Below are 25,686 nucleotides of genomic sequence, written 5' to 3' on the forward strand. Positions count from 1 at the left end.
CAGGCTCATCCCACGCGAAAAACCCGCTCACCCTGACGGGTGGCGGGAGTTCGTCCATGGCACACTTAGACACAGTTGTGTCTTGCGCACCGTTTGACCCGTATCCAACTCACTTACGTGAGCGGCTTGGGGTGGGATTCACTCCTCTTGCGGCCCTCGCACCCGCATGACACGGGCACGCTGGGCGGTGTAGGCAGCAATATACATGCCCATGCCTGCACAAACCAAATCGGCGCGCCGCGGCATGCGCTAGGCCTTCGCCAGAACGTCCTGCAGGAACTGCCCGGTGAAGGAACCGGGCACCTTTGCGACGTCCTCCGGGGTGCCCTGCGCCACCACCGTGCCGCCGCCGGATCCGCCCTCTGGCCCCATGTCCACGATCCAGTCCGCGGACTTGATCACGTCCAGGTTGTGCTCGATGACCAGCACGGTGTTGCCCTTCTCCACCAGGCCGTTGAGCACCAGCATGAGCTTGCGGATGTCCTCGAAGTGCAGGCCTGTCGTCGGCTCGTCCAGGATGTAGATCGTGCGGCCGTTGGAGCGCTTCTGCAGCTCCGCGGCGAGCTTGACGCGCTGCGCCTCGCCGCCGGAGAGCGTGGTCGCGCTCTGGCCGAGCCGGACGTAGCCCAGCCCGACGTCCACAAGCGTTTGCAGGTAGCGGTGGATGGAGGTGATCGGCTCGAAGAACTCCGCGGCCTCGGAGATGGGCATCTCCAGCACCTCGGCGATGTTCTTGCCCTTGTAGCGCACCTCGAGCGTCTCGCGGTTGTAGCGCGCGCCTTCGCACACCTCGCACGGCACGTACACGTCCGGCAGGAAGTTCATCTCGATCTTGATGGTGCCGTCGCCGTGGCAGGCCTCGCAGCGCCCGCCCTTGACGTTGAAGGAGAAGCGGCCGGCCTTGTAGCCGCGCACCTTCGCCTCCTGGGTCTCGGCGAACAGGTTGCGGATCTTGTCGAACACGCCGGTGTAGGTCGCCGGGTTGGAGCGCGGTGTGCGCCCGATCGGGCTCTGGTCCACCTGCACGAGCTTGTCCAGGTGCTCCAGCCCCTCGACCTTCTTCACCCGGCCGGGCACCTGGCGCGCGCCGTTGAGCTGGTTCTGCAGCGTCTTGGCCAGAATCTGGTTCACCAGCGTGGACTTGCCGGAGCCGGACACGCCGGTCACGGCCACCAGCACGCCGAGCGGGATGTTTACGCTGACGTTGTCCAGGTTGTTCTCGCGCGCGCCGATGACCTTCAGTTGCCGTTGCTTATCGACGTCCCTCCGGTGCTCCGGCACCTCGATCACCTTGCGGCCAGCCAGGTAGTCGCCCGTGATCGAGTCCTTGGACTTGAGGATGCCCTCCGGCTTGCCCTGGTAGACCACTTCCCCGCCGTATTCGCCGGCGCGCGGGCCGATGTCGATGAGCCAGTCCGCCTCCCGGATGGTGTCCTCGTCGTGCTCCACCACGACCAGGGTGTTGCCCAAATCGCGCAGCTTCTTCAGGGTGGTGATCAGGCGCTGGTTGTCGCGCTGGTGCAGGCCGATGGACGGCTCGTCCAGCACGTAGAGCACACCGGCCAGGCCGGAGCCGATCTGGGTGGCCAGGCGGATGCGCTGCGCCTCGCCGCCGGACAGGGTGCCGGCGGAGCGGGCCAGGGCGAGGTAGTTCAGCCCCACGTCCAACAGGAAGTGCAGGCGCGCCTGGATCTCGCGCAGCACCGCGCCGGCGATCATTTCCTCGCGGTAGCCCAACACCAGGTTGTCCAGGTACTCGGAGGCTTCCTCGATGGACAGCTGTGTCAGGCCCGCGATGGACTTCTCGCCGTGCGTGGTCGACGCCAGGCGCACAGCCAGGATCTCCGGCTTCAGGCGCGCACCGTCACACGTCGGGCACGGCACCTCGCGGGTGTACGCGAGCAGGCGTTCCTTCTGCGTTTCAGACTCAGTCTGCTCCAGCTTGCGCTCCAGGTAGCCCACGATGCCCTCGTAGGCCGCCGTGTAAGAGCGCTGGCGCCCGTAGCGGTTCTTGTAGCGCACGTTGACCTTCGTGGACGAGCCGTGGATCAGGTGCTTGCGCTGCGTCTTGGTCAGCGAGCTCAGCGGCGCGTTGGCGTCGAATTTCTCCTCTTTCGCCAGCGCCTCGATGAGTTTGGTGAAGTACTTCTTGTTCGGGCTGGAGTTCCACGGCTGGAACGCGTCCACCGCGGGCGCGTCCGGGTCCGGGATGACCAGGTCCACGTCGATCTCCTTGCGCACGCCCAGGCCGTCGCAGGCCGGGCAGGCGCCGAACGGCGAGTTGAAGGAGAACGCGCGCGGCTCGTACTCCTCCACATTGAGCTTGTGGCCGTTCGGGCAGGCCATCTTCTCGGAGAAGATCTGCACGCGCTCCGGGTCATCGGCGTCCAGCTCCACAAAGTCGAAGCCGACCAGACCGTCGGCAAGCTTGAGCGCCGTCTCCACAGAATCTGTCAGGCGCTGCTTCTGGCTGGCCTTGACGGTGAGGCGGTCCACCACCACATCGATGTTGTGCTTGATCTGCTTTTCCAGCTTCGGCGGATCCGAAAGCTGGTAGGTCTCCCCGTCCACGTTCACGCGCGAATAGCCCTGCGAGGACAGGTCGGCGAACAAGTCCTGGAACTCGCCCTTGCGCTTGCGCACAATCGGCGCGAGCACCTGGAACTTCGTGCGCTCCTCCAGCTCGAGCACGCGGTCCACGATCTGCTGCGGGGTCTGGCGCTCAATCACCGCGTCGCACACCGGGCAGTGCGGGGTGCCTGCGCGCGAGTACAACAAGCGCAGGTAGTCGTAGATCTCCGTGATGGTGCCAACGGTGGAGCGCGGGTTACGGTTGGTGGACTTCTGGTCGATGGACACCGCCGGGCTCAACCCGTCGATGTAGTCCACGTCCGGCTTGTCCATCTGCCCCAGGAACATGCGGGCATAGGAGGACAGCGATTCCACGTAGCGGCGCTGGCCTTCGGCGAAGATGGTGTCGAAGGCGAGGGAGGACTTGCCGGAGCCGGACAGGCCGGTAAACACCGCCATCTTGTCGCGGGGCAGCTCAATGTCCACGCCCTTGAGGTTGTGTTCGCGCGCGCCGCGCACTGTCAGCTTTTCGGCCACGTCACTCTCGCTTTCGTCGATTAGTACTCCCAAGACGCTACCAACGCGCGATTGCGGGGAAACATTCCTGAGTAGCCTTGGGTGCATGCTTACCCTTCGTCATATCTCTGTCTCCGACATGGACAACAACTGCTACCTCCTCTGCAGCGAGGGGCAGGGGTTGCTTATCGACGCAGCTTCGCACGCCCCCGAACTCCTGGCCATGGCCGACGACGCCGGCGTGAAGATCACCGCGGTGCTGACCACGCACCGGCACTACGACCACACCCGGGCGCTCAAGGAAGTGCTCGAAGCCACCGGCGCGAAGCACTACGCGCCGTTCTTGGACGCCCCGGCGATCCCTGCCCCGGCCGATGTGGAGCTCAACGACGGCGACACGATCGAGTTCGCCGGCCACACGCTCCCCGTGACCATCCTGCGCGGCCACACCCCGGGCGGCGCCTGCCTGACTGCGGAGATTGACGGCACGGTCAACCTGTTCGTCGGCGACTCGCTGTTTCCCGGCGGTTTGGGCAAAACCCAGTCCGAGGGAGACTTTGTCCGCCTCTTCAACGACGTGAAGGAGAAGGTCTTCGACGTCTACCCGGACGAGGCCGTCGTTTGGCCGGGCCACGGCAAACCCACCACGCTCGGCGAGGAGCGCCCGCACCTGGACGACTGGTGGGATCGTCGCTGGTAACCGAAAAACCCACCACCGCGGTGGCGCAAAATCGCTACACTCGGCGGGAGCACATTCAGCTACAAAAAAGTAAGGATTGGGTAAAAGTATGATCCGGAAAATCGCACGCCCGATGCTGGCTTCGGTCTACGTGATCGACGGTGTCGAGACCCTGCTGAACCCGGCTGGCCACAAGGACAGCGCGGACAGCGTGTTGAAGAAGCTGCGCGCCCTGACCCCGCGCGAGTACCGCGGCTTCCTGCCGAAGAGCCCGGAGACCGCCGCGCAGATCGTCGGCGCTACCAAGGCTGGCGCTGGCGCGTCCTTCGCCATCGACAAGTTCCCGCGCCTGTCCGCCACCCTGCTGGCCGCCACCGCGCTGCCTACCGTTGTGGGCCGCCACGCGTTCTGGGAGGCAGAGGATGACGACGAGAAGGCACGCCGTCGCACCGGTGCCCTGACTGACCTCGGCCTGGCCGGCGGTGTGCTGCTGGCCACCGTGGACAACAACGGCAAGCCGGACCTGAAGTGGCGCGCGCAGCACGCTGCCCAGACCGCGCAGAAGAACGTCAAGCAGGCGCTGCCGACCAAGTCTGAGACCGAGAAGGCTTGGGACAAGGCGTCCGACTGGTTCTCCGACGCGACCGACCAGGTCACCGATTACGTCGACGACAACAAGGGCGACTGGAAGAAGAAGGCCAACAAGGCCAGCGACGCCGCGAACGACTGGCTGGGCGACGCCAAGAAGCAGGCCTCCAGCTTCCTGTCCGACGCGGGCGACTGGCTGGACGACGCTGCCGAGAAGGCCTCTGACAAGGCCGAGGACGCATACGGCGATATCAAGCCGTCCAAGATCCAGCAGTTCAAGGCGAAGCGCAAGGTCAACAGCGTCGTCGGCGACCTGCAGGGCCAGTTGGACGACCTGCAGCCGTCCGCCCTGGACAAGTTCAAGGCGAAGCGCAAGGTCAACAAAGCCTCCGCAAAGGCTCAGGACAAGGCGCAGAACGCGGTCGACTCCCTGCAGGACGCTTGGGACAAGTTGGACACTGACCCGAACTGGATCACCAAGCTCAAGTGGAAGCGCAAGGCCAAGAAGGCCGAGAAGAAGGCGCAGAAGCTGGTGAAGAAGGCGCAGAAGAAGTTCGCGTAACCACTCGGACTACTTAGCGGCCCCGGGGCTGGGAATATTCCCAGCCCCGGGGCCGTTTGTTGTGGGGATGCAGGAAACAGAACAGACGTACGTGGATCAGCTCTTCGCGCACCTGGATAGCGAGGTGGCACGGGCGCAAGCACGCCTTGAAGAGGTGCAGCGCGACGTGGACCCGGACAACCCGGACTCGGACGCGCTGGTGCGCCGCGAAACGGAGTACCACGGGCTCAACGCGAAGCTGGACGCGCTCAACGTCGCGGAGACCGGTTTGGTCTTCGGCCGCATCGACGTCGCCGACGACGACCCGGAGAACCCGGTGCCGGGGCGGCCCGATCTGGAGCGGCGCTACATCGGCCGCATGGGCATTGACGACCGGGAGGACAACTACCGCACCCTCCTGCTGGACTGGCGCGCTCCCCTCGCCCGCCCGTTCTACCTCGCAACCACCGCCCACCCGGAGGGCGTGGAAACGCGCCGCAACATCCGAATGCGCGGCCGCACCGTCACGGCGGTGGACGACGAGGTGCTCTCCGGCGACGGCGCGGAGACCTCACATGCCGGTGTCGGATCCGAGGCGGCGCTGCGCCGCGCGATGAACGAGGCCCGCACCGGCCACATGCGCTCCATCGTGGAAACCATCCAACGCGAGCAGGACGAGATCATCCGGGACGCCACCCGCGGCGTCATGGTGGTCCAGGGTGGGCCGGGCACCGGCAAGACAGCCGTGGCGCTGCACCGCATCGCGTACTTGCTCTACACCTGGCGCGAGCAGCTCACCCGCACCGGCGTGCTGGTGCTCGGCCCGAACGCAACGTTCCTCGAGTACATCTCCCGCGTGCTGCCGGAGCTCGGCGAGACGGGCGTGGTGCTGTCCACTACCGACCAGCTCGTGCCGGGCTTTGCCCCCACCGGTGAAGACTCGATCGCCGCGCGCGAGGTGAAAGGCTCCGAGGAGATGGTGACCATTCTCAAGCGCGCCGTGCAGGCCTACGAGACGTTGCCGGAGCAGCCCGTGCGCCTCACCTTCGATTCGGTGCCGGTGGATGCCACCCCGCAGATGGTCAAGGCCGCGCGCACAAGGGCGCGTCGTTCGCGGCGCCCGCATAACCAGGCTCGCGCCCACTTCGCGGAGCACCTCACCCAGCTGCTCGCGGAGGCGCTGGCGAAGCGCATCGGCGAGGACCCGCTCGGCGGGGCGAACCTGCTCTCGGATGCGGATGTGGACCAGCTTCACGACGATCTCGCGGACGACCCCCAAGTAGAGCAACTCATCGACACGCACTTCCCGGAGCTCGACCCCGTCGAGGTGCTGGGCGCGCTGCTGACCGACAAGGACGCCATCGCCGAGGTAGCTCACGACTACGACGACTACACCCGCGACGCCTTGTACCGCGCGCCCGGCTCCGCGTTCAGCCACGCGGACACCGCGCTTGTGGACGAGCTGGCCGTGCTCATCGGCACCGTCGACCCCGAGGAGCAGCGCCGGAAGGAAGAAGAGGAATGGCGCGAGCTCGTCGCCGAGGCGGAGGGCGCGCTCGACGTGCTGTCCTCGTCCGAGTCCACGGACAACGACGACGACCAGTTCGAGGCAGAGATCCTCTCCGCCGCCGACGTCATCGACGCGGAGACGCTCGCCAGCCGCCAGCGGGAGACGGACACCCGCTCCACCGCGCAGCGCGCACGCGCGGACCAGACGTGGGCGTACGGGCACGTCATCGTCGACGAGGCCCAGGAGCTGTCCCCCATGGAGTGGCGCATGGTGTTTCGCCGCTGCCCGTCGCGGTGGATGACGCTGGTGGGCGACACTGCCCAAACGTCCTCCCCCGCCGGCGTCGACGACTGGACCAACGCGCTTGAGCCTTTTGTGGGCAACCGGTTCCGCCTGCACGAGCTGACGGTGAACTACCGCACGCCGAAGGAAATCGCGGACTACGCCGCCGAGATCCTGGCTGAGATTGACCCGGAGGCCACCGTCCCGGAGGCGATCCGCGAATCCGGCGTGCCGGTGCAGTTCGTGGAGGACTTTAGCCTCGTCGAGAAGCGCGACGGCTTAACCGCCGTCATCGACGCAGACAACGTCGGGGAGATGAAGGGCCTCGAGTTCGACAACGTCGTCGTGGTGGAGCCGAGCAAAATTAAAGAGGCCTCGCCACAGGGGTGGCAAGACCTCTACGTCGCCGTCACCCGCGCCACGCAGACGCTGACGGTGGTCGGCGAATAGCGCCCTAGTTCACGGTGTGAACGATCATGACGTCGCAGTCGGACTGACGCGCGACGTCCGCCGGCACGGAGCCCAGCAGGCGGCCGGTCAGGGAGTTGATGCCGCGGTTGCCCACCACGAGCAGGTCCGCCTTGTTGTCGTTGACGATGGCCATCAGCGCCTGCACCGGGGTGCCCGGGCGGGTTGCGGTCTGCACGTCCGGTGCGCCAGCGGCGCGGGCGTGCTCAGCTGCGCCCTCGAGGTTCTCCAGCGCCTTCTGGTCGCCCAGAATGGTCACGGAATCCTGACGCAGGGTCTTCGCGGCCTCTTCCTCGTTCTCGTAGTACGCGGTACCGATGACGAGGGTGGAACCGAAGGCAGCTGCAATCTTCGCGGCGCGCTCAACGGCCAGCAGAGAGGACTTGGAACCGTCGGAGCCGACGACGATGGTCTTGTAGTTATCGGCCATGTGAAATCACCTTTCAAAAATGCGACGCGGTTAGCGTGGTCAGTGTACCCCTTGCGGGTTTAGTCGTGTCCCTCTGCCCGGGTATCAACGAGCATGACGTCCACTGGGGCCTTCTTGGCCACGTTGCCGGGGATGTTGCCGAAGATGCGCCCGGCCATGGAGCGCATGCCCTTGTTGCCCACCACGAGCAGGTCAACGCCGTATTCGCCGACGGCCTCCACCAGCACGTTCGCGGGCTGGCCGCCCTTGGACACCAGGTTGACCTTGCCGGCCTGCTCCTCCTTGGCAATCTCGTCCGCCTTGCGCAGAATCTCGCGCGCGTTGGTGGCGGTGACGATGTCCACGCGGGACAGCTCCGCGTTGGTGGAGTTCAGCATCGAGCCGGACGCGGTGTAGTGGGCGCAGATGATGGTCAGCTCGGCACCGTAGACGCGGGCGAGGCTGGCCGCGGCACGCACTGCGACCATGGAGGTGGCGGAGCCGTCGGTGCCGACAGCGATCGACTTGTAGGTGTGCAAAGCAGGTTCCTTTCGCTAATTGCCTGTGTCTTTAATACCACGCAGCTCCCGCTTGAGATCGGCAATCTCGTCTCTGAGTCTTCCAGCAAGCTCAAACTTCAGTTCCCCGGCGGCGTCGCGCATTTGGACCGTCAGGTCGTCGATAAGCTTTTGCACCTCGTCCGAGGCCATGGTGGACACATCCGGGCGCTCGGCGACGGCCGCATCGGAGCTCAAGCTTGCCGACGCATCCGCGTCCGCGTTCTCGTACACCTGGTCCAGAATGTCCGCGATAGCTTTGCGCAGCGGCTGCGGGTCGATGCCGTGTTCTTCGTTGTAGGCGATCTGCTTCTCGCGGCGGCGCTCGGTTTCGTCGATGGCCTCCTGCATCGACTCGGTGACCTGGTCGGCGTACATGATCACCTCGCCGGAGACGTTTCGTGCGGCACGGCCGATGGTCTGGATGAGGGATTTGGTCGAGCGCAAGAAGCCCTCCTTGTCCGCGTCCAGGATGGCGACGAGGGAGACCTCGGGAAGGTCCAGGCCCTCGCGCAGCAGGTTGATGCCCACGAGCACGTCGTACTCGCCGAGTCGCAGCTGGCGCAGCAGTTCCACGCGCTGCAGGGTGTCGATGTCCGAGTGCAGGTAGCGCACCTTGATGCCGTTATCCAGCAGGTAGTCCGTGAGGTCCTCGGCCATGCGCTTGGTCAGGGTGGTCACCAGGACGCGCTCGTCTTTGTCGGTACGTTGGCGGATCTCGTCGATCAGGTCGTCGATCTGGCCCTTGGTGGGCTTGACGGTGACCTTCGGGTCCACCAGGCCGGTCGGGCGGATCACCTGCTCCACAAACTCGCCCTGGGCAGCCTCGAGTTCGTAGTCGCCGGGGGTGGCGGACATGTACACGGTCTGGCCGACGCGGGCCTCGAACTCGTCGAAAGTCAACGGGCGGTTGTCCACCGCGGACGGCAAGCGGAAGCCGAACTCCACCAGGTTGCGCTTGCGCGACATGTCGCCCTCGAACATGCCGCCGATCTGGGGCACGGTGACGTGGGACTCGTCGATGATGGTGAGGAAGTCCTCCGGGAAGTAGTCGATGAGCGTCGCCGGCGCAGACCCCGCCGGGCGGCCGTCCATGTGGCGCGAGTAGTTCTCAATGCCGGAGCAGAACCCGACCTGCTGGATCATCTCCAGGTCGTACTCGGTGCGCATGCGAAGGCGCTGCGCCTCGAGCAGCTTGCCCTTGTTCTCCAGCTCCTCGAGCCTGTCCGCGAGCTCCTCCTTGATAGCCTCGATTGCCTTTTCCATGCGCTCGTCCGTGGCCACGTAGTGGGTGGCCGGGAAGATGCGCACTTCATCTTCCTGGCTGATCACGTCGCCGGTGAGCGGGTGAATGTAGTACAGCGAGTCCACCTCGTCGCCGAAAAACTCCACGCGCACAGCCACCTCTTCGTAGGCCGGGATGATGTCCACGGTGTCGCCCTTGACGCGGAAAGTGCCGCGCTTGAAGTCGATGTCGTTGCGCTCGTATTGCACGTCCACCAAAAGGCGCAGAAATCGGTCGCGCTCCACTTCCTCGCCCACGCGCAGCACAATAGAGCGGTCCAGGTAGGACTGCGGGGTGCCCAGGCCGTAGATGCAGGACACCGAGGACACCACGACCACATCGCGGCGGCTCAAAAGCGCGGAGGTGGCGGAGTGGCGGAGGCGCTCCACGTCGTCGTTGATGGACGAGTCCTTCTCAATGTAGGTGTCCGTCTGGGCGATGTAGGCCTCCGGTTGGTAGTAGTCGTAGTAAGACACGAAGTACTCCACCGCGTTGTTGGGCAGCAGCTGGCGCAGCTCGTTTGCCAGCTGCGCGGCCAGCGTCTTGTTCGGCGCCATCACCAGCGTGGGACGCTGCTGCTTCTCAATCAGCCACGCGGCGGTGGCGGACTTACCGGTGCCGGTCGCGCCCATGAGCACGACGTCGCGCTCGCCGCGGTTCAAACGCTCGTCCAGCTGCGCGATCGCCGTGGGCTGGTCGCCGGAGGGCTCGAACTCGGAGACGACCTCGAAGGGTTTCTCGCGCCGCTCAATCTCGCCCACGGGGCGAAACTCAGACTGCGCGAGGACGGGATGTTCAGCAGCAAAAGCCATAGCGGCCAGTGTATCGCCAAGAGCGTCGGCGAGGCATCGCTCGTCGATAAGCAATGCCGCGAGCGCCTAGGCGGCGTACTTGCGGGAGGTTTCCAGCCACTCCTGCAGCTCGCCGGCTTCCTCCCACATGGAGTACAGCGCGGAACCGCCCGGGCGCATCACCGCCTGAGCGCGGCGGCGGATCCACTGCCTGTCGTCCATGGTAAACGGGTAGTCGATCCTGCCCTCGAGCCCCTCCGGCAGATGGCCGTTGATCACTGCGGCGAGCGCGATCACGGATTCCGCTTCCCCCGTTCCCAGTGAGCCCAAACCGCATTCGAAGCGGAACTGGTCCATGCGGAACGTGCCGTTGACCAGCGCTGCCACGGCATCATTTGCGGAGTCGTTGTCGAACGGCCCCGTGTTCCACGTTCCCATGCACCGAAAGTTAAGGCAGCAAGGTAAATGAAACGTGTCACACCGGTTAAATTCCCCGGTACAGTTCACTAACCTTTGATTTTCTCAACCAGCGCAGCCACCTGCGGGTCGAGCGCGTCGAGCGGGCCGTTGTTGTCGATCACGACGTCTGCCGCCGCCAGCCGAGTCTCATCGTCGATCTGCTGCGCCATGCGGGCCCTCGCGTCGGCCTCGTCGAGCCCTCGCTTTGCGACGAGCCTCCGGACCCTCTCCTCCTTGTCCACATCCACGACAACGGTGAGGTCCATGTCTTTGTGCAGCCCGAGGTCCACGAGCAGCGGCATGTCGTAGATGACGGCCTGCTCCCCCGCTTCTTCCGCGGCGGCGAAGCGGCGCCCGGACTCTGCCCGGATGGCGGGGTGCGTGATCGCGTTGAGGCGCTTGGTGTCCTCGGTGGTGGCAAACGCGCGTCGCGCGAGCTCCCCGCGGTTCAGGGCCCCGTCGTCGCCGATGAGGTCCGCGCCGAACTCTGCGGCCACCTCAGTCAGCACGGGTGAGCCGGGTTCCATGATCTCGCGTGCGATTTGGTCGGCGTCGACCACGGCGAAGCCGGCGCGGCCAAGCATCCGCGCCACCGTCGATTTTCCGCTGCCGATACCGCCTGTCAGGCCCACTTTCTTCATGGGGCCGAAGATAGCAAAACGCCCCGCACACCTGTGTGGTGTGCGGAGCGCTCGTCGCTAAGCAAGATGCTTAAGAGTTTCTCCTAAGCACGAGCCTGCGAGTGCTTAGTTGCCAGCGAGCTTGTCGCGCAGAGCCGCGAGCTGCTCGTCGGAGGCCAGCGAGCCGATGTTCTCCTCAGCCTGCTCAGCTGCCGGAGCTGCAGCTGCAGACTCGGAGGAGTAGTTGGCCTGATCGCCCTCCTGCTCCGCGGCCTCGGCGGCAGCGGCGCGGTGACGCTCGATCTGGGCGGTGTGGGCCTGGTGGCGACGCTCTGCCTCGGCGTAGCGCGCCTCCCATGCCTGACGAGCCTCGTCGTAGCCCTCCATCCACTCGTTGGTCTCCGGGTCGAAGCCCTCCGGGAAGATGTAGTTGCCCTGCTCGTCGTAGGAGTCGGCCATGCCGTAGCGGGACGGATCGAACTCCTCGACGTAGTCCTCGTCAGCCTGCTTGAGGGACAGGGAGATGCGGCGACGGTCCAGGTCGATGTCGATGACCTTGACCATGACCTCTTCGCCGACGTTGACAACCTGGTCCGGGACCTCCACGTGGCGCTGCGCCAGCTCGGAGATGTGGACGAGGCCCTCGATGCCCTCCTCGACGCGGACGAACGCGCCGAACGGGACGAGCTTGGTGACCTTGCCCGGGACGATCTGGCCCACAGCGTGGGTGCGGGCGAAGACGCGCCACGGATCCTCCTGGGTCGCCTTCAGCGACAGGGAGACACGCTCGCGGTCGAGATCGACGTCGAGCACCTCGACGGTGACCTCGTCGCCCACTGCGACGACCTCGGACGGGTGGTCGATGTGCTTCCAGGACAGCTCGGAGACGTGCACCAGGCCGTCGACGCCGCCGAGATCGACGAACGCACCGAAGTTGACGATGGAGGACACGACGCCCTTGCGGACCTGGCCCTTCTGCAGCTGGTGCAGGAAGTCGGAGCGGACCGCGGACTGGGTCTCCTCCAGGTAAGCGCGGCGGGACAGGACCACGTTGTTGCGGTGCTTGTCCAGCTCGATGATCTTCGCCTCGAGCTCCTGGCCGATGTACGGATCCAGGTCGCGGACGCGGCGCATCTCGACCAGCGATGCCGGCAGGAAGCCGCGCAGGCCGATGTCGAGGATGAGGCCGCCCTTGACGACCTCGATGACGGTGCCGGTAACCGGCTGGTCGTTGGCCTGCAGCTCCTCGATGGTGCCCCAAGCGCGCTCGTACTGAGCACGCTTCTTGGACAGCATCAGGCGGCCTTCCTTGTCCTCCTTGGTCAGGACAAGTGCGTCGATCTCATCGCCGACCTCGACCACGTCTTCCGGGTCGACGTCGTGCTTGATGGACAGCTCGCGGGTGAGGATGATGCCCTCGGTCTTGTAGCCGATGTCGAGCAGGACCTCGTCGTGGTCGACCTTGACCACGGTGCCGGTGACGATGTCGCCATCGTTGAAGTACTTGATGGTCGCGTCGACTGCGGCGAGGAATTCCTCAGGGCCACCGATGTCGTTGATGGCTACCTGGGGTGCGTTGGAAGTGCGCATAAGTTCTATGTGCTCCGAAAAAATAGGAGATCGTGTTTGGACAGAAGCGTCTCTCTCGGCCACGTAAACCTGCAGCTTGGGTGCTATAGGCTCGCGTGCGCCGATCTCACGCTGCGACGGCCACCTCACCCTCCTATTACGGTGGGTGCCATCGCCCGCGCGTAGACACGCCCGCACGAGTGTAGACACTTTGCCCAGCTAGAGCAAATGATTCGCAGGTGCTTTCCGACGTCCCTCCGGTTTGCCCCGACCGCTAGCATAAGCGGAGTCTGATAGATACCAACGGTTTTGGGAGCAATCGTTTATGTGGAAACGCAGCCTCGCAGTCGCTGCATCATTTGTCGGCATTGTCGTCGGCGCCGGCTTCGCCTCCGGCATGGAGGCGCTGCAGTACTTTGTCGCCTACGGCACCAACGGGTTCTTCGGGGTGATACTGGCCAGTGTGACCATGCTGTTCGCCGCGACGGCGTTCATGACCTTCGGTTCGTATTTTCTGGCGAACGAACACAACGAGGTCTTCTACAACGTCACATCCAAGCCCGCGGCGTTCATCATGGATTGGTCCGCGGTGGCGTGCATGTTCTCCGTCGGGTTCGTCATGTTCGCCGGCGCTGGGTCGAATCTGCAGCAATCCTTCGGATGGCCGATTTGGGTCGGCGCCGTGGCCATGCTCGCGCTCATGCTCATTGTCGGCCGGTTCGACGTAGACAAGGTGTCCTCGGTAATCGGCTGGGCCACCCCACTACTTGTGGTGTTCGTGCTGATTGGCAGCATCTACTCGTTCACGCAGGTGGACGTGAATTGGAGTGAGGTGGGCGACTACGCCCAGCAGGAGGTTGCCCGCGCCGACGGCACTCCGTACTGGTGGCTGGGAGCACTCAACCACACCGGCCTGAACGCGCTGTGCGGCGTGTCCATGGCGTTGGTGATGGCCGGCGACGAGTTCGACACAAAGAGCACCCGGTATGGCGGGATCCTCGGCGGCGTGATCTACGCGGTCATGCTCGCGCTGCTGGTGGCATCGTTGCTGATTCAAGTGGAGTCCGTTAACGGCGCGGACATGCCGCTGCTCGCCGTCATCGACAACGTCGACCCGGTGCTCGGCTTCATCATGACCTGGGTCATCTTCCTCATGGTCTTCAACACCTGCCTAGGCATGTTCTACGCGTTGGCGAAGCGACTGACCAGCAAGCACCCGGAGCGCTTCTACCCCACCTACGCCATCGCCTGCGTTGTCGGTTTCGGGCTCTCCTTCGCCGGTTTCCAACCGTTGGTGAACAGCCTGTACCCGATTCTGGGCTACCTCGGCCTGTTCGTCATGGCGGTGATGACGGTGACCTACCTGCGCCACCGCGACGAGCTAAAGGACGAAGGCGAGCGCCGCGCCGACGCAGTGGAGGCCGAAGACGGCCAGGAAGTCGAGGATCTCGCCACCGAATCGAACCTGGAGGACGACGAGTTCAAGGACGCGGTCCAAGAAGAAGTTGAGTCGTCCGAAGACGACAACAAGCGCCGGTCCCTCAACGACCTGCTCTAGCACACCGGGGGTACAAATCGGGGGCGAAACACTCCGTTACGCGCAAGTGAACTGCGCGTAACCCGCCACCTTAAATTGCTGGCCAGCCGTCCAAGTATCCGTGTGATCCAGTTAACGCAGTGTTCGATCCTGAGGGTCTCCTGTGGGACCGTTGAGTGTTTCCTTACCCGTCGGTAAGGTCGCACTTGGCTTTCGGGGGACGACCTGGCCAGGGGTGAAATCTAAGCCCCAGCCCGGTCAAGGCCACCCCCGGCGGCCCCTTCCCCCAAGGGGAGGTCCACAACTGAATAAGCACTCGGAGCTGCTGGGGGAGGCTCCACGGGGGATCACGGCCGTGGGCGGGGTGCCGTGCGCGAGGCGGGTAGGAATCGATATCGTTCCTACCCGCCTCGGCGTTGCTCCAGCCAGATTCCTAGTGCGCGGCGGCGTCCCAGTTGGCGCCGGTGCCGGCGGAGACCTCCAGCGGGACCAGCAGCTCGATGGCGCCGTCCATCTCCCACTCCACAATTTCGCGCACCTCGTCCAACTCGCCCGGGGCAATCTCCACGACCAGCTCGTCGTGGACTTGGAGCAGCACGCGGGACTTTTTGCCTTCCAGCGCGGCGTCCACACGCAGCATGGCCACCTTGATGATGTCCGCGGCCGTGCCCTGGATCGGCGCGTTCAACGCGGCGCGCTCCGCGTTCTCGCGTGCCACGCGGTTGTCACTGTTCAGTTCCGGCAGGTAGCGGCGGCGGCCGAACACGGTGGACGTGTAGCCGTCGCGACGCGCCTGCTCCACCACCTCATCCAGGTAGCGCTTCACGCCGCCGAAGCGCTCGAAGTAACTGGCCATGATGTCCTTCGCCTCGCCGGCGGAGATGGACAGCTGGTTGGACAACCCGTAGGCGGACAGCCCGTAGACCAAGCCATAGGACATCGCCTTGACGCGGCGGCGCAGCTCCGGTGTGACCTGGTCGATGGGCACATCGAACACGCGTGAGCCGACGAAGTTGTGCAGGTCCTCCCCTGCCCTGTACGCCTCGATCAGGCCCTCGTCCTGGCTCAGGTGCGCCATCACGCGCATCTCAATCTGCGAGTAGTCCGCGGTGAGCAGGCACTCGTAGCCCTCGCCCACCACAAACGCGGAGCGGATCGCGCGGCCCGCTTCGGTGCGCACCGGGATGTTCTGCAGGTTCGGCTCCGCGGAGCTTAAGCGGCCTGTGGACGCCACGGTCTGGTTGAACGTGGTGTGGATGCGCTCGTCCGGCTGCACCGTCTTAATCAGCCCCTCGATGGTGGACTTGAGCTTCTGGTGCTCGCGGTGCGCCAGCAGGTGGTCTAAAAACGGGTGCGGGTTCTTCTCCGCCAGCGCCTCGATTTCGCCCGCGGCCGTCGAGTACCCGGTCTTGGTCTTCTTCGTCTTGGGCAGTTCGAGTTTGTCGAAGAGCACAGCGGACAGCTGCTTGGGGGAAGACAGGTTCAGCGAAGGCTCGTCCACAAGCGCCCGCGCCTCCTCCTCAACCCGCTCCACCTTGAGCGTGAGCTCCTTGCGCTGGTTTTCCAGCACGTCCAGATCCACGGCGATGCCGGTGTGCTCCATTTCCGCAAGCACGGTGACAAGCGGCAGCTCCAGGTCCGCGTAGAGCTCGTAGGAGTCGATCTCGCGCAGCTCCTTCGTCAGCTCCGCGGACAGTTCCAGGATCGCCGCGGCGGCATCGACGTCCGCGGTGTCGCCGAGCAGACTCATCTGGTCCGAGCCGACGTTGAGCTGGCGCTGCAGATGGCGCTGGTAAATGTCCTCCAGCGCGTATGTGCGCTGCCCCGGACGCAGCAGGTACGCGGCAATCGCGGTGTCGTGCGCGATGCCGGCAAGCTCGATGCCCCGGCCGCGCAGCATGTGGTACGCCGCCTTCGCCTCGTGCATGTACTTCGGCGCGTCCGACTCCAACCACTGCTTGAGCGCGGCGTCCTCGTCGGCGCTCAGGTCAGCGGCGAGCTTGGACACGCCATGCCTTTGCTTATCGACGATCGCCAGCGCCACCACATCCCCCTGCCCGGGAGTAGCGTTGCCCGAAACGTAGACGGCAAGGCCGTCGGTGTGACGTGGCTTAAGCCAGGCGTCCAGCGGCTCGTCATCGATGGTGACGTCTTCGAGTTCGACGGTTTCCGGCTCGGGCGCGGCGCCGTCGGTAGGCACGGCGGCGAGGACGCGCTCGCGCAGGTTGACGCCGAACTCGAGGTCGTCGAAGCGCGCCGCAACCTGGGTGACGTCCGCCGGTTTGAGCTCCAGGTCGTTCGGCGCGACCGGCAGCTCGACGTCCGTGACCATCTGGGTCAGCTCGCGGTTCAGCCGGACCTGGTCGATGCGCTCGCGGAAGTTGTTCGCAGCCACGCCCTTGAGCTCGTCGGCGCCCTCGATGAGCCCTTCGAGGCTGCCGTACTGCGAGATCCACTTCGTGGCGGTCTTCTCCCCCACCTTGGGCACGCTGGGCAAGTTGTCCGACGGGTCGCCGCGCAGCGCCGCAAAGTCCGGGTACTGCGCAGGCGTCAGCCCGTATTTGTTCTCCACTTCCTCGGGCGTAAAACGGGTCATGGTGGACACGCCACGGGTGGGATACAGCAGCGTGGTGGTGCCGTCCACAAGCTGGATGTAGTCGCGGTCGCCGCTGACCAGCACGATCTCGAAGTCGCCCTCGGCGCGGGCCTGGGTGACCAGCGTGGCGACGATGTCGTCCGCCTCGAAGTTCTCCTTGCTCAAGGTGGTGATGCCGAGATCGCCCAAAACGTCTTCGATGATCGGCACCTGGCCCTTGAACTCCGGCGGTGCCGCCTCGCGCTGCGCCTTGTACTCCGGGAAACGCTCAGTGCGGAACGTCTTGCGGCCCACGTCGAAGGCGACGGCGGCGTGCGTCGGCTTCTCGTCCGCCAGGATGTTGGCGAACATGGACAAAAACCCGTAGACCGCATTCGTGTGCTGTCCGCCTGAGGTGGAGAAGTTCTCCGCGGGCAGCGCGTAGAAGGCGCGGAAGGCCATCGAGTGGCCGTCGATAAGCAACAGTCGCTTCGTGTTCTCGGGTGTATCGCTCACGGTTGGTCAGTCTAGCGGGCAGCCCGACATGGCCCGGCTCGCCCATTGGCGAGGTGATTTCGTCGCAAGGGCTGCGCTGGGATAAACTTTCGCCCGACGCCCCAGTAGCCCAATTGGCAGAGGCAACGGATTCAAAACCCGTCCAGTGTGAGTTCGAGTCTCACCTGGGGCACGCTGTGTTGTCTCGAGACATCGTTCCTACGGTGTCTCGAGGCTTTTTGTTTTTCCGGGGTGGGCTGAATCCAGACCTCAGGCCGAGCTCACCTGCAAACCCCCAGGTCGCGCCTGCACTTGAGGTCTGGTTTTGCGCTGAGGTCTGGTTCATCCAGCACTCTCATTGAGGCAGCCACATCAAACAGTCCAGGTCGCCAAGTTCTATAACCACGATGTAAAGCGCTCTTGACACCCAGAACGCTTTACTTGACATTCTGTAAATGGAAGGAGGCCATATGGGCGACCACACCAACACAGTTCGCAAATGGCGGCGCTGGCACGAGTTGTCGCAACAGGAGCTCGCTGACCGCATCGGCGTTTCACGGCAGACCATCGCCAACATCGAGCGGGGAAACTACTCGCCTTCCGTCTACTTAGCGCTCGACATTTGCCGCCAGTTTGAAAAGTCAGTTGAAGAAATCTTTGGCCAAACCAAGGAGGAATGATGTTCAAGAATTTCGGAGACTCCATAGTTAATTACGTCGACGACACCGCCACCGACGAGTTCGAAGCCGCGACGTACCACAAAGCAAACTCGGTGGGCTTCTTCACCTCGCTGATCGGCATGGCGCTCGTCGGCGCGATCCTCGCGTGGGCGCTCCCGGCCCGGCAGTCCCTGTGGTCGGCCATCGTCTTGCTGATCCCCCTGATCAGCAGTGCGGCGAGCACACAGTGGATGCGCAACTACGTCGCAGAACCGATCTTCCAGCTGCGTGACACCCCACGCAGCGTCCTCATTACTTACTGGACACTGTGCGCGGTCTGGCTGGTGGGTGTGATCGTCACCGGCGGTTTCGACCCCTCCGGCAGCTTCGACAGCGCGGGCGCTACCGGCGCCATCGTCGGCGCTGTTGTGGGTGCAGTGGTGGCCGGAACCATGTTCGGGCGCCTCAGTAAAAAGCGTCGCCAGCGCGACTTGGAGCGCCTCGACGCGGAGGCCGAAGACTAGCGCCCGCACCTCTCGCCGACCCCGCAGACCGCGTCTGACCTGCGGGGTTTTCACATACATAGGCAACCTATATAGTCTCCCTATGCACTCCAACGAGGACCGCGCCGTGCTCGCCGTTGAGCTAATTGCGGCGGGCAGCCACTTCACTCGCGCCGCCTACCAGGCGTCCGGGATGGAACTCTCCAACGTCTCCATGCGCGCGCTTGCGGCACTCGAGCGTGAACCGGGGCTCCGGATTGGAGAGCTTGCAGCACGGGAAGGCATTCGCCAGCCCTCAATGAGCCAAGCCATGAAGCGGCTTGTGGACGACGGCTACGCCGCCAGGCACACCGTCGACGATGATGCTCGCGCAACAGCGCTCACCATCACCGACGCCGGCCGCGAGGCTTTGCACAACTACAGGACGGCAGCAGCCGAGGCGGTGGCCCCGGTTTTCGAGACGTTGAAACCGGAGGACGTCGCAACGCTTCAGCGCGCGGCGGAGCTCCTGCCGGAGCTGACAGAAGAATTGAGACAACGAGAAGGAGGACGCGCGTGACAGACACGCCGCACGAAAGATCCGCATCCCATTCCATTTTGAAACAGCCCGTAGCGGTATGGGCCCTTGCCTTCGCCTGCGCGGTGTCATTCATGGGCATCGGGCTGGTGGATCCCATCCTGCCTGCGATCAGCCGCGAACTGGATGCCTCCCCAACGCAAACGATGCTGCTGTTTACCAGCTACCTCCTGATCACCGCGCTGGCGATGTTCTTCAGTGCGTTTATCTCATCGCGTATCGGTGTCAAGACCACACTCCTGATTGGCCTAGCGCTGATCGTCGTGTTCGCGGCGCTCTCTGGCGCCGCAGGCTCCGTCGACGCAATCATCGGCTTCCGCGCCGGCTGGGGTCTAGGAAATGCACTGTTTATCTCTACGGCGCTGGCGGCCATCGTCGGCGCAGCGGCAGGGCACGCGGGCCAGGCAGTGATCCTGTATGAGGCCGCGATCGGTGTCGGTATGGCCATCGGCCCCCTCGCCGGCGGCGTGCTGGGTGAGATCAGCTGGCGCGCACCCTTCTACGGCACTGCAGTGCTCATGGCGGCCGGCTTTATCGCGATTGCGACGCTGCTGGCCAAGGCGCAGCGCAAACCAGAGCCCGTCGCGCTGACGGCGGGGCTCGCAGCAGCCAAGGACCCAGCCCTGCTCACTCTCGGTTTGGTGGCGTTTTTCTACAACTTCGGGTTTTTCACCCTGCTCGCCTACTCGCCCTACCCCATCGAGGAAGCTGCCGCGCTGAGCGGGCGCAACTTCGGCGCGACTGAGCTGGGCTACGTCTTCTTCGGCTGGGGCCTGGCGCTGGCTGTATCTTCGGTGTTCATCGCGCCTCGCCTGACCCGCGCCTTCGGCCTGATTCCGGTGGTGGTGACCGTGCTCCTCGGTTTCAGTGCAGTTCTCGCCGGCCTCGGCTTTGGCGCTCACCGGTTAGGCGTCGTAGTGGTCCTGGTCATTCTCGCGGGTTTCTTCAGTGGCGTTTTCAACACCGTGCTCACTGAAGCCGTCATGGAGGCGACGGAGATGCCGCGCAACGTGGCGTCGTCGAGCTATTCGGGCATGCGCTTCCTCGGCGGCGCTGTGGCGCCGGCTGTATCTGGCCCGCTGGCCGCGTCGTTCGGTGCTGGCGTGCCGTACTGGTTCGGCGCCGCTTCACTCGTGGTCTCGCTGGTGATCCTCTTCGCAGGTCGAAAGACTCTGCATCGCATTCTCTAACGGATTGGTTAAGATACGCCCCATGCGCAAGTCTCTCATCGCCGGCGTCACCGCCGGAGCACTCGTCCTTGCAGGCCTGAACGCACCGTCCGCCACCTCGCAGACCAAGCCGGAAGGCACCGGCATCACCGCAGAAGATGCCGAGGTTCTCCGCAACACCACGGACGCGTTTGAAAAACTTTCGGCTGAGGGCACCTCATCCAGCAGCGAGGAAGGCTCCTCCAGCAAGACCGACAACAAGAAGAAGGGCCCGCGGAAGCCGGGCGACCCGTCGCCGGACCTGGAGTGGCTGGACCAGGACCCCGAGAACGATCCGCTCTACATCGACCCGGAGAAGAACCCGCTCAAAGAGGTCTCCTCTTCCGACATGTTCTTGGAGTGGACCGACGGCATGGAAGAGGGCGAAGGCAAAGAATTCGTCCAGGCGTGGGCCCGCAACTCCTCCGTCCCGGACACCGCTAACCCGGTCGAGCTGTGGAAGCAGGAGGCCCAAGGCTCCGCGATGATGTCCTCCGGTTTCTTCACCGGCGATTTCGCGCAGTCATCGGCAGGTTCCAGCCAGGCCACCTCGGTGCTGATCCCCGTGTTCTTGGGGATGCTGGTGATCGGCTCGCTGATTGAGCTGGTTATGCGCGGTATTCGCATGGCGCAGCAGTAGCCAAAAACATTTGCTTATCGACGGCCCCAGGGGTGACCTTGGGGCCGTCGATACGCATTTGCACCCCGGTGTAATATACGATGGCTTGTAAATATTCATCGTGTATTGGAGCCGGTATGCAACACACCACCTCCCTGCGCGTCGCCGCGTGCCTGAGCGCGACAATGCTGCTCGCGGGTTGCGTGACCAACGAGGAGGGCGGCACCCCCGACGGCTGGGAACCAATCGTCCCGGACGCTGTGCCCGAAATCGCGGCAATGGTGCCGCCGGAGGTCGCCGCTGACGGCGTGCTCAACGTGGGCACGAACCCGCCGTTCGCCCCCTTCGAGTTCAAAGACTCGCAAGGCGAGCTCATCGGCGTGGAACTCGACCTCGCCCGCGCCGCAGCAGCAGTCATGGGCATGGATTTCCAGGCCGACGACATGGACTTCGCCATGATCCTGCCCGCCGTGTCCTCGGGCAGCCTCGACGTTGGCGCTTCCGGTTTCACGGACAACGAGGAACGCCGCCAGTCTTTCGACTTTGTCAATTTCCTCTATGCGGGCGTGCAGTGGGCCGCCCAGCCTGGCGCTGACGTGGACCCGGACAACGCCTGCGGGTTGACGGTGTCGGTGCAGCGCACCACCGTCTCCGACACCGACGACGTGCGCCCGAAATCCGAGGCCTGCGAGGCTGCCGGCAAGGACCCGATCACGGTGCTCGCCTTCGACACCGCCGACAACGCCGCCCTTGCAGCGCTGGTGGGCCGCGCCGACGCGTACAGTGCGGACTCGCCTGTCACCGCCTGGGCCGTGGAGCGCTCCGACGGCGTGCTGGAAATGGTCGGCGAGATGTTCGACGCAGCCCCCTACGGCTTCGCGGTGCCGAAGGGCTCGCCGCTGGCCGACGCGATGGCGGCGGCGATGCAGCACCTCATCGACACCGGCGACTACGAGCGGATTCTCGAGCAGTGGAACATCGACACCGGCCTCTTGGACCAGGCCCTGAAAAATGAGCAACCCCTGGGAGGACAGTCAGCATGAGCACCCCCTATTCCAAGTACGCGGCGAGCCAGAAAGAGCGCACCCGCCCCGAGCGCATCCAGGCCAAGCCGCTGCGCCACCCGGGCCGCTGGGCGCTGGCCGCCCTGCTCGTCGTCCTGGTGGTCTGGTTCGTCATCGGCGCCGCGCGTAACGACGCCTACGGCTGGGACACGTACTTCGCCTACCTCCTGGACACCCGCATCGCCACCGCGGCGCTGCACACCATCGCCATCACAGTGCTGGCCATGCTCCTCGGCGTCATCGGCGGCGTGCTGCTCGCCGTGATGCGCATGAGCCCGAACCCGGTGTTCAAGACTGTCGGCTGGATCTTCCTCTGGATCTTCCGCGGCACCCCGGTCTACGTCCAGCTCATGTTCTGGGGCCTGATCGGCGCGATCTACGACACGATCAACCTGGGCTTCACCGAGATCCCGCTGGACCCGTTCACCTCCTCTGCCTTCGCGCTCGCCGTCGTCGGCCTGGGCCTGAACGAGGCCGCCTACATGGCCGAGATCGTCCGCTCCGGCATCTCCGCTGTCCCGGAGGGCCAGGTGGAGGCCTCCAAGGCGCTGGGCATGAGCTGGGGCCAGACCATGCGCCGCACGGTGCTGCCGCAGGCCATGCGCATCATCATCCCGCCCACCGGCAACGAGTTCATCTCGCTATTGAAGACCTCCTCGCTCGTGGTGGCCATCCCTTACTCGCTGGAGCTCTACGGCCGCTCCATGGACATCGCCGCCGCGCTGTTCGAGCCAGTGCCGATGCTCCTGGTCGCCGCCACCTGGTACCTGGTGATCACCTCGCTGCTCATGGTGGCGCAGCACTACCTGGAGCGCTACTTCGACCGGGGTGCCACCCGCCAGCTCACCGCCCGCCAGCTGGCCAGCCTGGCGGATGCCGAGGGCACCATCCCCAACAACGTTGAAATCGTGGAAGAACCGCAGAAGAAGGGGCAGCGCTAATGACCGCCAAGCAAAGGCCAATGATTCAGGCCGTGGACGTGTGGAAGTCCTTCGGCAACCTCGACGTGCTCAAGGGCATCGACATGGAGGTCTACCCCGGTGAGGTCGCCTGCCTGATCGGCCCGTCCGGCTCCGGCAAGTCCACCCTGCTGCGCTGCGTGAACCACCTGGAGAAGGTCAACGCCGGGCGCCTCTACGTCGACGGCGAGCTGATCGGCTATCACGATCGCGACGGCGTGCTGCACGAGATGAGCGAAAAGGACGCCGCGAAGCAGCGCCGCGACATCGGCATGGTGTTCCAGAACTTCAACCTCTTCGGCCACCGCACGGTGCTGGACAACATCATCGAGGCCCCCGTGCACGTCAAGGGCCAGCCGGTGGATAAGGCCAAGGCCCGCGCGATGGAGCTGCTTGAGATGGTCGGCCTGGGAACCAAGGCGGACGCTTACCCCATTCAGCTCTCCGGTGGTCAGCAGCAGCGCGTGGCTATTGCGCGTGCGGTTGCGATGGATCCGAAGCTCATGCTTTTCGACGAGCCCACGTCCGCCCTCGACCCCGAACTCGTCGGCGAAGTGCTGCGCGTGATGCGCGAGCTCGCCGAGCAGGGCATGACCATGCTGGTGGTCACCCACGAGCTGGCGTTCGCCCGCGAGGTGGCCGACAAGGTCGCGTTCATGGACGGCGGCCAGATCATCGAGTACGGCACCCCGGAGCAGGTGCTGGACAACCCGCAGCACGAGCGCACCAAGGCGTTCGTGTCCACCCTGTTCTAGGCGCGCATTTTTGTACGAATCGACATTTTGCCCATTTGGTCGGAAACTGACCTGGGCAAACGCAAATCAGCTGTCGATTCGTACAAAATTAGGCCAGCAGGCCGCGCACTAGCGCCGTCACCCCGCCCGCGAAGGCCAGGCCGAGCGCGATACGGTGCGCGGTAGCCGGCGGCACGTGCGGCGCCAGGCGCTTGCCCGCGCCGATCCCAATTACCAGGGCGGCCAGAGTGGCGACCCACAGCGCAGGCTCGATCCCGGTCACGTCCGCAGCGCCGGCGAACACCTTCACCGTGAACGACAGCGTGCCGGCAACCAAGAAGATCGGCTGCAGCGTGGCGGCGTAGACCCGCTGCGGCCAGCGCGCCGCCTCCGCGAACACCGTGATCGCGGGGCCGGCCACCCCGGCCAGGGTGTTCATGAACCCGCCGATCACACCGGACGTGGCCGCGGGCACCACTCCTTCGACCCGGGGCACGTAGCGCTTGCCCAGCGTGACCACGGACAACGCGAGCAGCAACAGCGCCCCGACCAGCACGAGCAGCACGTTGGTCGGCGCGTTCGCCACCACCCAAGTCCCCGGGACCACGCCGAAGATGAGCGCGAGCGCGATCGGAGCGAACTTTTTCCAGTCCACGTCCGCGCGCATGCCCCAGGTGTTGGTCGCCGCGTTGATGACGGCGAGGAGGTTGACCAGCAGGATGCCGTCGACAGGCCCGAGCAACAGCGAGAGCACAGGCGCGGCGATCAGCCCCACACCCATGCCGGAGATGCGCTGCAGGCACGCGCCCACCGCGACGGCAATGCCGACGCCGAACGCGACGAGCACTAGCGGTACTTCTCCGCCATCGCCTCACGCACGGAATCCGGCACCAGGCCGGTGACGTCGCCGCCGTACTTGGCCACTTCCTTGGTCAGCGAGGACGAAATGTAGCCGTACTTCTCGTCCGTGAGCAGGAAGTAGGTGTCCACACCGGTCAGGCGTCGGTTCATCTGCGCCATGGGCAGCTCGTACTCGTAGTCCAGCGAGGAACGCAGGCCCTTGACCAGGGCGGTGATGTGGTGGGCGGAGGTGTAGTCCACCAGCAGCCCGCCCCAGCTATCCACGCGGACGTTGGGCAGGTGCGCGGTGGCCTCGCGGATTAGCTCGACGCGCTCGTCGATGTCAAACAGCCCCGAAGTCTTCGTCGGGTTGCCGGTGACCAGCACCACCACCTCGTCAAAGTGGCGCGAGGCCCGGGTGACGATGTCCAGATGGCCGTTCGTGATCGGATCGAACGAGCCTGGGCACACTGCGGTAGTCATTTATTCCTCCACCTCTGCTTCCGGGTCCGTGTACACGGCCATGTCCATGCGCGCGATGCCGTAGAGGCGCTTCTTCAGCTTCTGGCCGGTCGGGGTGAACTCCTGTGGCCATGCCGTCTCGGGGCTTTCGCGGTGGCGCTCGACGACGACCACGGCGCCGTCGTGAAGCGTTGGCTTCAGTGCCTCCACCATTTCCGCGACGGCCTCATCCGCGAGCTCGTACGGCGGGTCCGCGAGCACGATGTCGAAGTGGTTGCGCGGCGCGCGGGCGAGGTACGTCGACGCCTTCACCGGCTCGATGGTCACATTCGGGTGGCCGACCACACCGGCGTTGTACTCGATGACGCGCACGGCCTCCGGGTTATTTTCCACCAGCACCACCTCCGCGGCGCCGCGCGAGGCCGCCTCCAGACCCAGGGCGCCGGAGCCAGCGAACAGGTCGAGCACGTTCATGTCCACGAACCCGAAGCGGACCTGCAGCGAGGAAAACAGACCCTCGCGAGCTCGGTCCGAAGTGGGACGTGTGCCCTCTGGCGGCACCTTGATCTTGCGGCCGCGGGCCTCGCCGGAAATGATGCGGTTCATGGC

Annotated in this window: 23 protein-coding genes and 1 tRNA gene; 13 read left to right on the forward strand and 11 right to left on the reverse strand. The window is 64.9% G+C overall.

Annotated elements, in window-relative coordinates:
• Positions 1 to 249: 249 nt before the first annotated feature.
• Entirely contained in the window at positions 250 to 3,108 is a 2,859-nt protein-coding gene (uvrA, locus tag O5O53_RS09735; protein ID WP_269511723.1) for an excinuclease ABC subunit UvrA, read from the reverse strand.
• Positions 3,109 to 3,193: 85 nt separating this feature from the next.
• Here uvrA and O5O53_RS09740 point away from each other — a divergent pair, with 85 nt between their 5' ends.
• The 3 genes from O5O53_RS09740 (at position 3,194) to O5O53_RS09750 (ending at position 7,137) form a co-directional block, all read left to right on the forward strand.
• A complete protein-coding gene (locus O5O53_RS09740; protein ID WP_181888352.1) occupies positions 3,194 to 3,787 on the forward strand; it encodes an MBL fold metallo-hydrolase in 594 nt (197 codons plus the stop codon).
• An 88-nt stretch (positions 3,788 to 3,875) separates the two neighbouring features.
• A complete protein-coding gene (locus O5O53_RS09745) occupies positions 3,876 to 4,916 on the forward strand; it encodes a DoxX family membrane protein (protein WP_269511725.1) in 1,041 nt (346 codons plus the stop codon).
• A 67-nt stretch (positions 4,917 to 4,983) separates the two neighbouring features.
• Positions 4,984 to 7,137 carry a HelD family protein gene (locus tag O5O53_RS09750; protein WP_269511727.1) on the forward strand — a complete coding sequence of 718 codons (2,154 nt, stop codon included), beginning with the start codon at positions 4,984 to 4,986 and terminating at the stop codon, positions 7,135 to 7,137.
• Between the two features lie 4 nt (positions 7,138 to 7,141).
• On the opposite strand, the gene O5O53_RS09755 is transcribed toward O5O53_RS09750, so the two are convergent.
• From O5O53_RS09755 to rpsA, 6 genes are all read right to left on the reverse strand, one after another.
• A complete protein-coding gene (locus O5O53_RS09755) occupies positions 7,142 to 7,585 on the reverse strand; it encodes a universal stress protein (RefSeq protein WP_181888349.1) in 444 nt (147 codons plus the stop codon).
• Between the two features lie 59 nt (positions 7,586 to 7,644).
• Positions 7,645 to 8,103, reverse strand: coding sequence for a universal stress protein (locus O5O53_RS09760; protein ID WP_181888348.1), 459 nt, complete (start codon positions 8,101 to 8,103; stop codon positions 7,645 to 7,647).
• A 15-nt stretch (positions 8,104 to 8,118) separates the two neighbouring features.
• On the reverse strand, positions 8,119 to 10,218 hold the full coding sequence (gene uvrB / locus O5O53_RS09765) for an excinuclease ABC subunit UvrB (protein ID WP_269511729.1): 2,100 nt from the start codon (positions 10,216 to 10,218) through the stop codon (positions 8,119 to 8,121).
• Between the two features lie 66 nt (positions 10,219 to 10,284).
• A complete protein-coding gene (locus O5O53_RS09770) occupies positions 10,285 to 10,635 on the reverse strand; it encodes a DUF4259 domain-containing protein (RefSeq protein ID WP_269511731.1) in 351 nt (116 codons plus the stop codon).
• 68 nt (positions 10,636 to 10,703) lie between these two features.
• Positions 10,704 to 11,297 (reverse strand): dephospho-CoA kinase, encoded by a 594-nt coding sequence (gene coaE, locus O5O53_RS09775; protein WP_269511733.1) that lies wholly within the window; start codon positions 11,295 to 11,297, stop codon positions 10,704 to 10,706.
• A 105-nt stretch (positions 11,298 to 11,402) separates the two neighbouring features.
• Entirely contained in the window at positions 11,403 to 12,866 is a 1,464-nt protein-coding gene (gene rpsA / locus O5O53_RS09780; RefSeq protein ID WP_194990089.1) for a 30S ribosomal protein S1, read from the reverse strand.
• A gap of 304 nt (positions 12,867 to 13,170) precedes the next feature.
• Here rpsA and O5O53_RS09785 point away from each other — a divergent pair, with 304 nt between their 5' ends.
• A complete protein-coding gene (locus O5O53_RS09785; RefSeq protein WP_269511735.1) occupies positions 13,171 to 14,403 on the forward strand; it encodes a YkvI family membrane protein in 1,233 nt (410 codons plus the stop codon).
• A 412-nt stretch (positions 14,404 to 14,815) separates the two neighbouring features.
• On the opposite strand, the gene polA is transcribed toward O5O53_RS09785, so the two are convergent.
• Positions 14,816 to 17,419, reverse strand: a complete 2,604-nt coding sequence (gene polA, locus O5O53_RS09790; protein WP_437177856.1) for a DNA polymerase I — start codon at positions 17,417 to 17,419, stop codon at positions 14,816 to 14,818.
• A gap of 152 nt (positions 17,420 to 17,571) precedes the next feature.
• Between polA and O5O53_RS09795 the strand changes: the two genes are divergently transcribed.
• The 9 genes from O5O53_RS09795 to O5O53_RS09835 all read left to right on the forward strand — a co-directional run bounded on the left by O5O53_RS09795 (position 17,572) and on the right by O5O53_RS09835 (position 23,796).
• Positions 17,572 to 17,645: transfer RNA gene (locus O5O53_RS09795), tRNA-Leu, on the forward strand.
• 277 nt (positions 17,646 to 17,922) lie between these two features.
• Complete coding sequence (locus O5O53_RS09800) at positions 17,923 to 18,132, forward strand: helix-turn-helix transcriptional regulator (protein WP_239357263.1); 210 nt, start codon at positions 17,923 to 17,925, stop codon at positions 18,130 to 18,132.
• Positions 18,132 to 18,635, forward strand: coding sequence for a hypothetical protein (locus O5O53_RS09805; protein ID WP_239357262.1), 504 nt, complete (start codon positions 18,132 to 18,134; stop codon positions 18,633 to 18,635). The genes O5O53_RS09800 and O5O53_RS09805 overlap by 1 nt, the downstream gene beginning before the upstream one ends.
• Positions 18,636 to 18,717: 82 nt before the next feature.
• Positions 18,718 to 19,173 (forward strand): MarR family winged helix-turn-helix transcriptional regulator, encoded by a 456-nt coding sequence (locus O5O53_RS09810; protein ID WP_239357261.1) that lies wholly within the window; start codon positions 18,718 to 18,720, stop codon positions 19,171 to 19,173.
• Between the two features lie 38 nt (positions 19,174 to 19,211).
• Positions 19,212 to 20,381 carry an MFS transporter gene (locus O5O53_RS09815; protein WP_269511739.1) on the forward strand — a complete coding sequence of 390 codons (1,170 nt, stop codon included), beginning with the start codon at positions 19,212 to 19,214 and terminating at the stop codon, positions 20,379 to 20,381.
• A 22-nt stretch (positions 20,382 to 20,403) separates the two neighbouring features.
• Complete coding sequence (locus tag O5O53_RS09820) at positions 20,404 to 21,039, forward strand: hypothetical protein (RefSeq protein WP_269511741.1); 636 nt, start codon at positions 20,404 to 20,406, stop codon at positions 21,037 to 21,039.
• Positions 21,040 to 21,155: 116 nt separating this feature from the next.
• On the forward strand, positions 21,156 to 22,061 hold the full coding sequence (locus O5O53_RS09825) for an ABC transporter substrate-binding protein (protein ID WP_269511743.1): 906 nt from the start codon (positions 21,156 to 21,158) through the stop codon (positions 22,059 to 22,061).
• The gene (locus O5O53_RS09830; RefSeq protein ID WP_269511745.1) at positions 22,058 to 23,023 is read left to right on the forward strand and encodes an amino acid ABC transporter permease; all 966 of its coding nucleotides are present in this window, start codon (positions 22,058 to 22,060) and stop codon (positions 23,021 to 23,023) included. Before O5O53_RS09825 ends, O5O53_RS09830 begins: the two co-directional genes overlap by 4 nt.
• A complete protein-coding gene (locus O5O53_RS09835) occupies positions 23,023 to 23,796 on the forward strand; it encodes an amino acid ABC transporter ATP-binding protein (protein ID WP_269511747.1) in 774 nt (257 codons plus the stop codon). Before O5O53_RS09830 ends, O5O53_RS09835 begins: the two co-directional genes overlap by 1 nt.
• Before the next feature lie 88 nt (positions 23,797 to 23,884).
• On the opposite strand, the gene O5O53_RS09840 is transcribed toward O5O53_RS09835, so the two are convergent.
• The 3 genes from O5O53_RS09840 to rsmD are packed head-to-tail and all read right to left on the reverse strand — an operon-like array spanning position 23,885 to position 25,683.
• A complete protein-coding gene (locus O5O53_RS09840) occupies positions 23,885 to 24,622 on the reverse strand; it encodes a TSUP family transporter (RefSeq protein ID WP_269511749.1) in 738 nt (245 codons plus the stop codon).
• Positions 24,622 to 25,098 (reverse strand): pantetheine-phosphate adenylyltransferase, encoded by a 477-nt coding sequence (gene coaD / locus O5O53_RS09845; RefSeq protein WP_269511751.1) that lies wholly within the window; start codon positions 25,096 to 25,098, stop codon positions 24,622 to 24,624. The genes O5O53_RS09840 and coaD overlap by 1 nt, the downstream gene beginning before the upstream one ends.
• Complete coding sequence (rsmD, locus tag O5O53_RS09850) at positions 25,099 to 25,683, reverse strand: 16S rRNA (guanine(966)-N(2))-methyltransferase RsmD (protein ID WP_181888329.1); 585 nt, start codon at positions 25,681 to 25,683, stop codon at positions 25,099 to 25,101.
• Positions 25,684 to 25,686 lie beyond the last annotated feature (3 nt).

This window comes from Corynebacterium faecium (assembly GCF_027257105.1).
In the GTDB taxonomy this organism is placed as follows: Bacteria; Actinomycetota; Actinomycetes; order Mycobacteriales; family Mycobacteriaceae; genus Corynebacterium; species Corynebacterium lehmanniae.

Coding starts and splice junctions, on each gene's coding strand:
- O5O53_RS09740 (WP_181888352.1), top strand. CDS start 3,194: ATGCTTACCCTTCGTCATATCTCTGTCTCCGACATGGACAACAACTGC.
- O5O53_RS09745 (WP_269511725.1), top strand. CDS start 3,876: ATGATCCGGAAAATCGCACGCCCGATGCTGGCTTCGGTCTACGTGATC.
- O5O53_RS09750 (WP_269511727.1), top strand. CDS start 4,984: ATGCAGGAAACAGAACAGACGTACGTGGATCAGCTCTTCGCGCACCTG.
- O5O53_RS09755 (WP_181888349.1), bottom strand. CDS start 7,585: ATGGCCGATAACTACAAGACCATCGTCGTCGGCTCCGACGGTTCCAAG.
- uvrB (WP_269511729.1), bottom strand. CDS start 10,218: ATGGCTTTTGCTGCTGAACATCCCGTCCTCGCGCAGTCTGAGTTTCGC.
- O5O53_RS09770 (WP_269511731.1), bottom strand. CDS start 10,635: ATGGGAACGTGGAACACGGGGCCGTTCGACAACGACTCCGCAAATGAT.
- coaE (WP_269511733.1), bottom strand. CDS start 11,297: ATGAAGAAAGTGGGCCTGACAGGCGGTATCGGCAGCGGAAAATCGACG.
- rpsA (WP_194990089.1), bottom strand. CDS start 12,866: ATGCGCACTTCCAACGCACCCCAGGTAGCCATCAACGACATCGGTGGC.
- O5O53_RS09785 (WP_269511735.1), top strand. CDS start 13,171: ATGTGGAAACGCAGCCTCGCAGTCGCTGCATCATTTGTCGGCATTGTC.
- polA (WP_437177856.1), bottom strand. CDS start 17,419: ATGGCCTTCCGCGCCTTCTACGCGCTGCCCGCGGAGAACTTCTCCACC.
- O5O53_RS09800 (WP_239357263.1), top strand. CDS start 17,923: ATGGGCGACCACACCAACACAGTTCGCAAATGGCGGCGCTGGCACGAG.
- O5O53_RS09805 (WP_239357262.1), top strand. CDS start 18,132: ATGTTCAAGAATTTCGGAGACTCCATAGTTAATTACGTCGACGACACC.
- O5O53_RS09810 (WP_239357261.1), top strand. CDS start 18,718: ATGCACTCCAACGAGGACCGCGCCGTGCTCGCCGTTGAGCTAATTGCG.
- O5O53_RS09820 (WP_269511741.1), top strand. CDS start 20,404: ATGCGCAAGTCTCTCATCGCCGGCGTCACCGCCGGAGCACTCGTCCTT.
- O5O53_RS09825 (WP_269511743.1), top strand. CDS start 21,156: ATGCAACACACCACCTCCCTGCGCGTCGCCGCGTGCCTGAGCGCGACA.
- O5O53_RS09830 (WP_269511745.1), top strand. CDS start 22,058: ATGAGCACCCCCTATTCCAAGTACGCGGCGAGCCAGAAAGAGCGCACC.
- O5O53_RS09835 (WP_269511747.1), top strand. CDS start 23,023: ATGACCGCCAAGCAAAGGCCAATGATTCAGGCCGTGGACGTGTGGAAG.
- coaD (WP_269511751.1), bottom strand. CDS start 25,098: ATGACTACCGCAGTGTGCCCAGGCTCGTTCGATCCGATCACGAACGGC.
- rsmD (WP_181888329.1), bottom strand. CDS start 25,683: ATGAACCGCATCATTTCCGGCGAGGCCCGCGGCCGCAAGATCAAGGTG.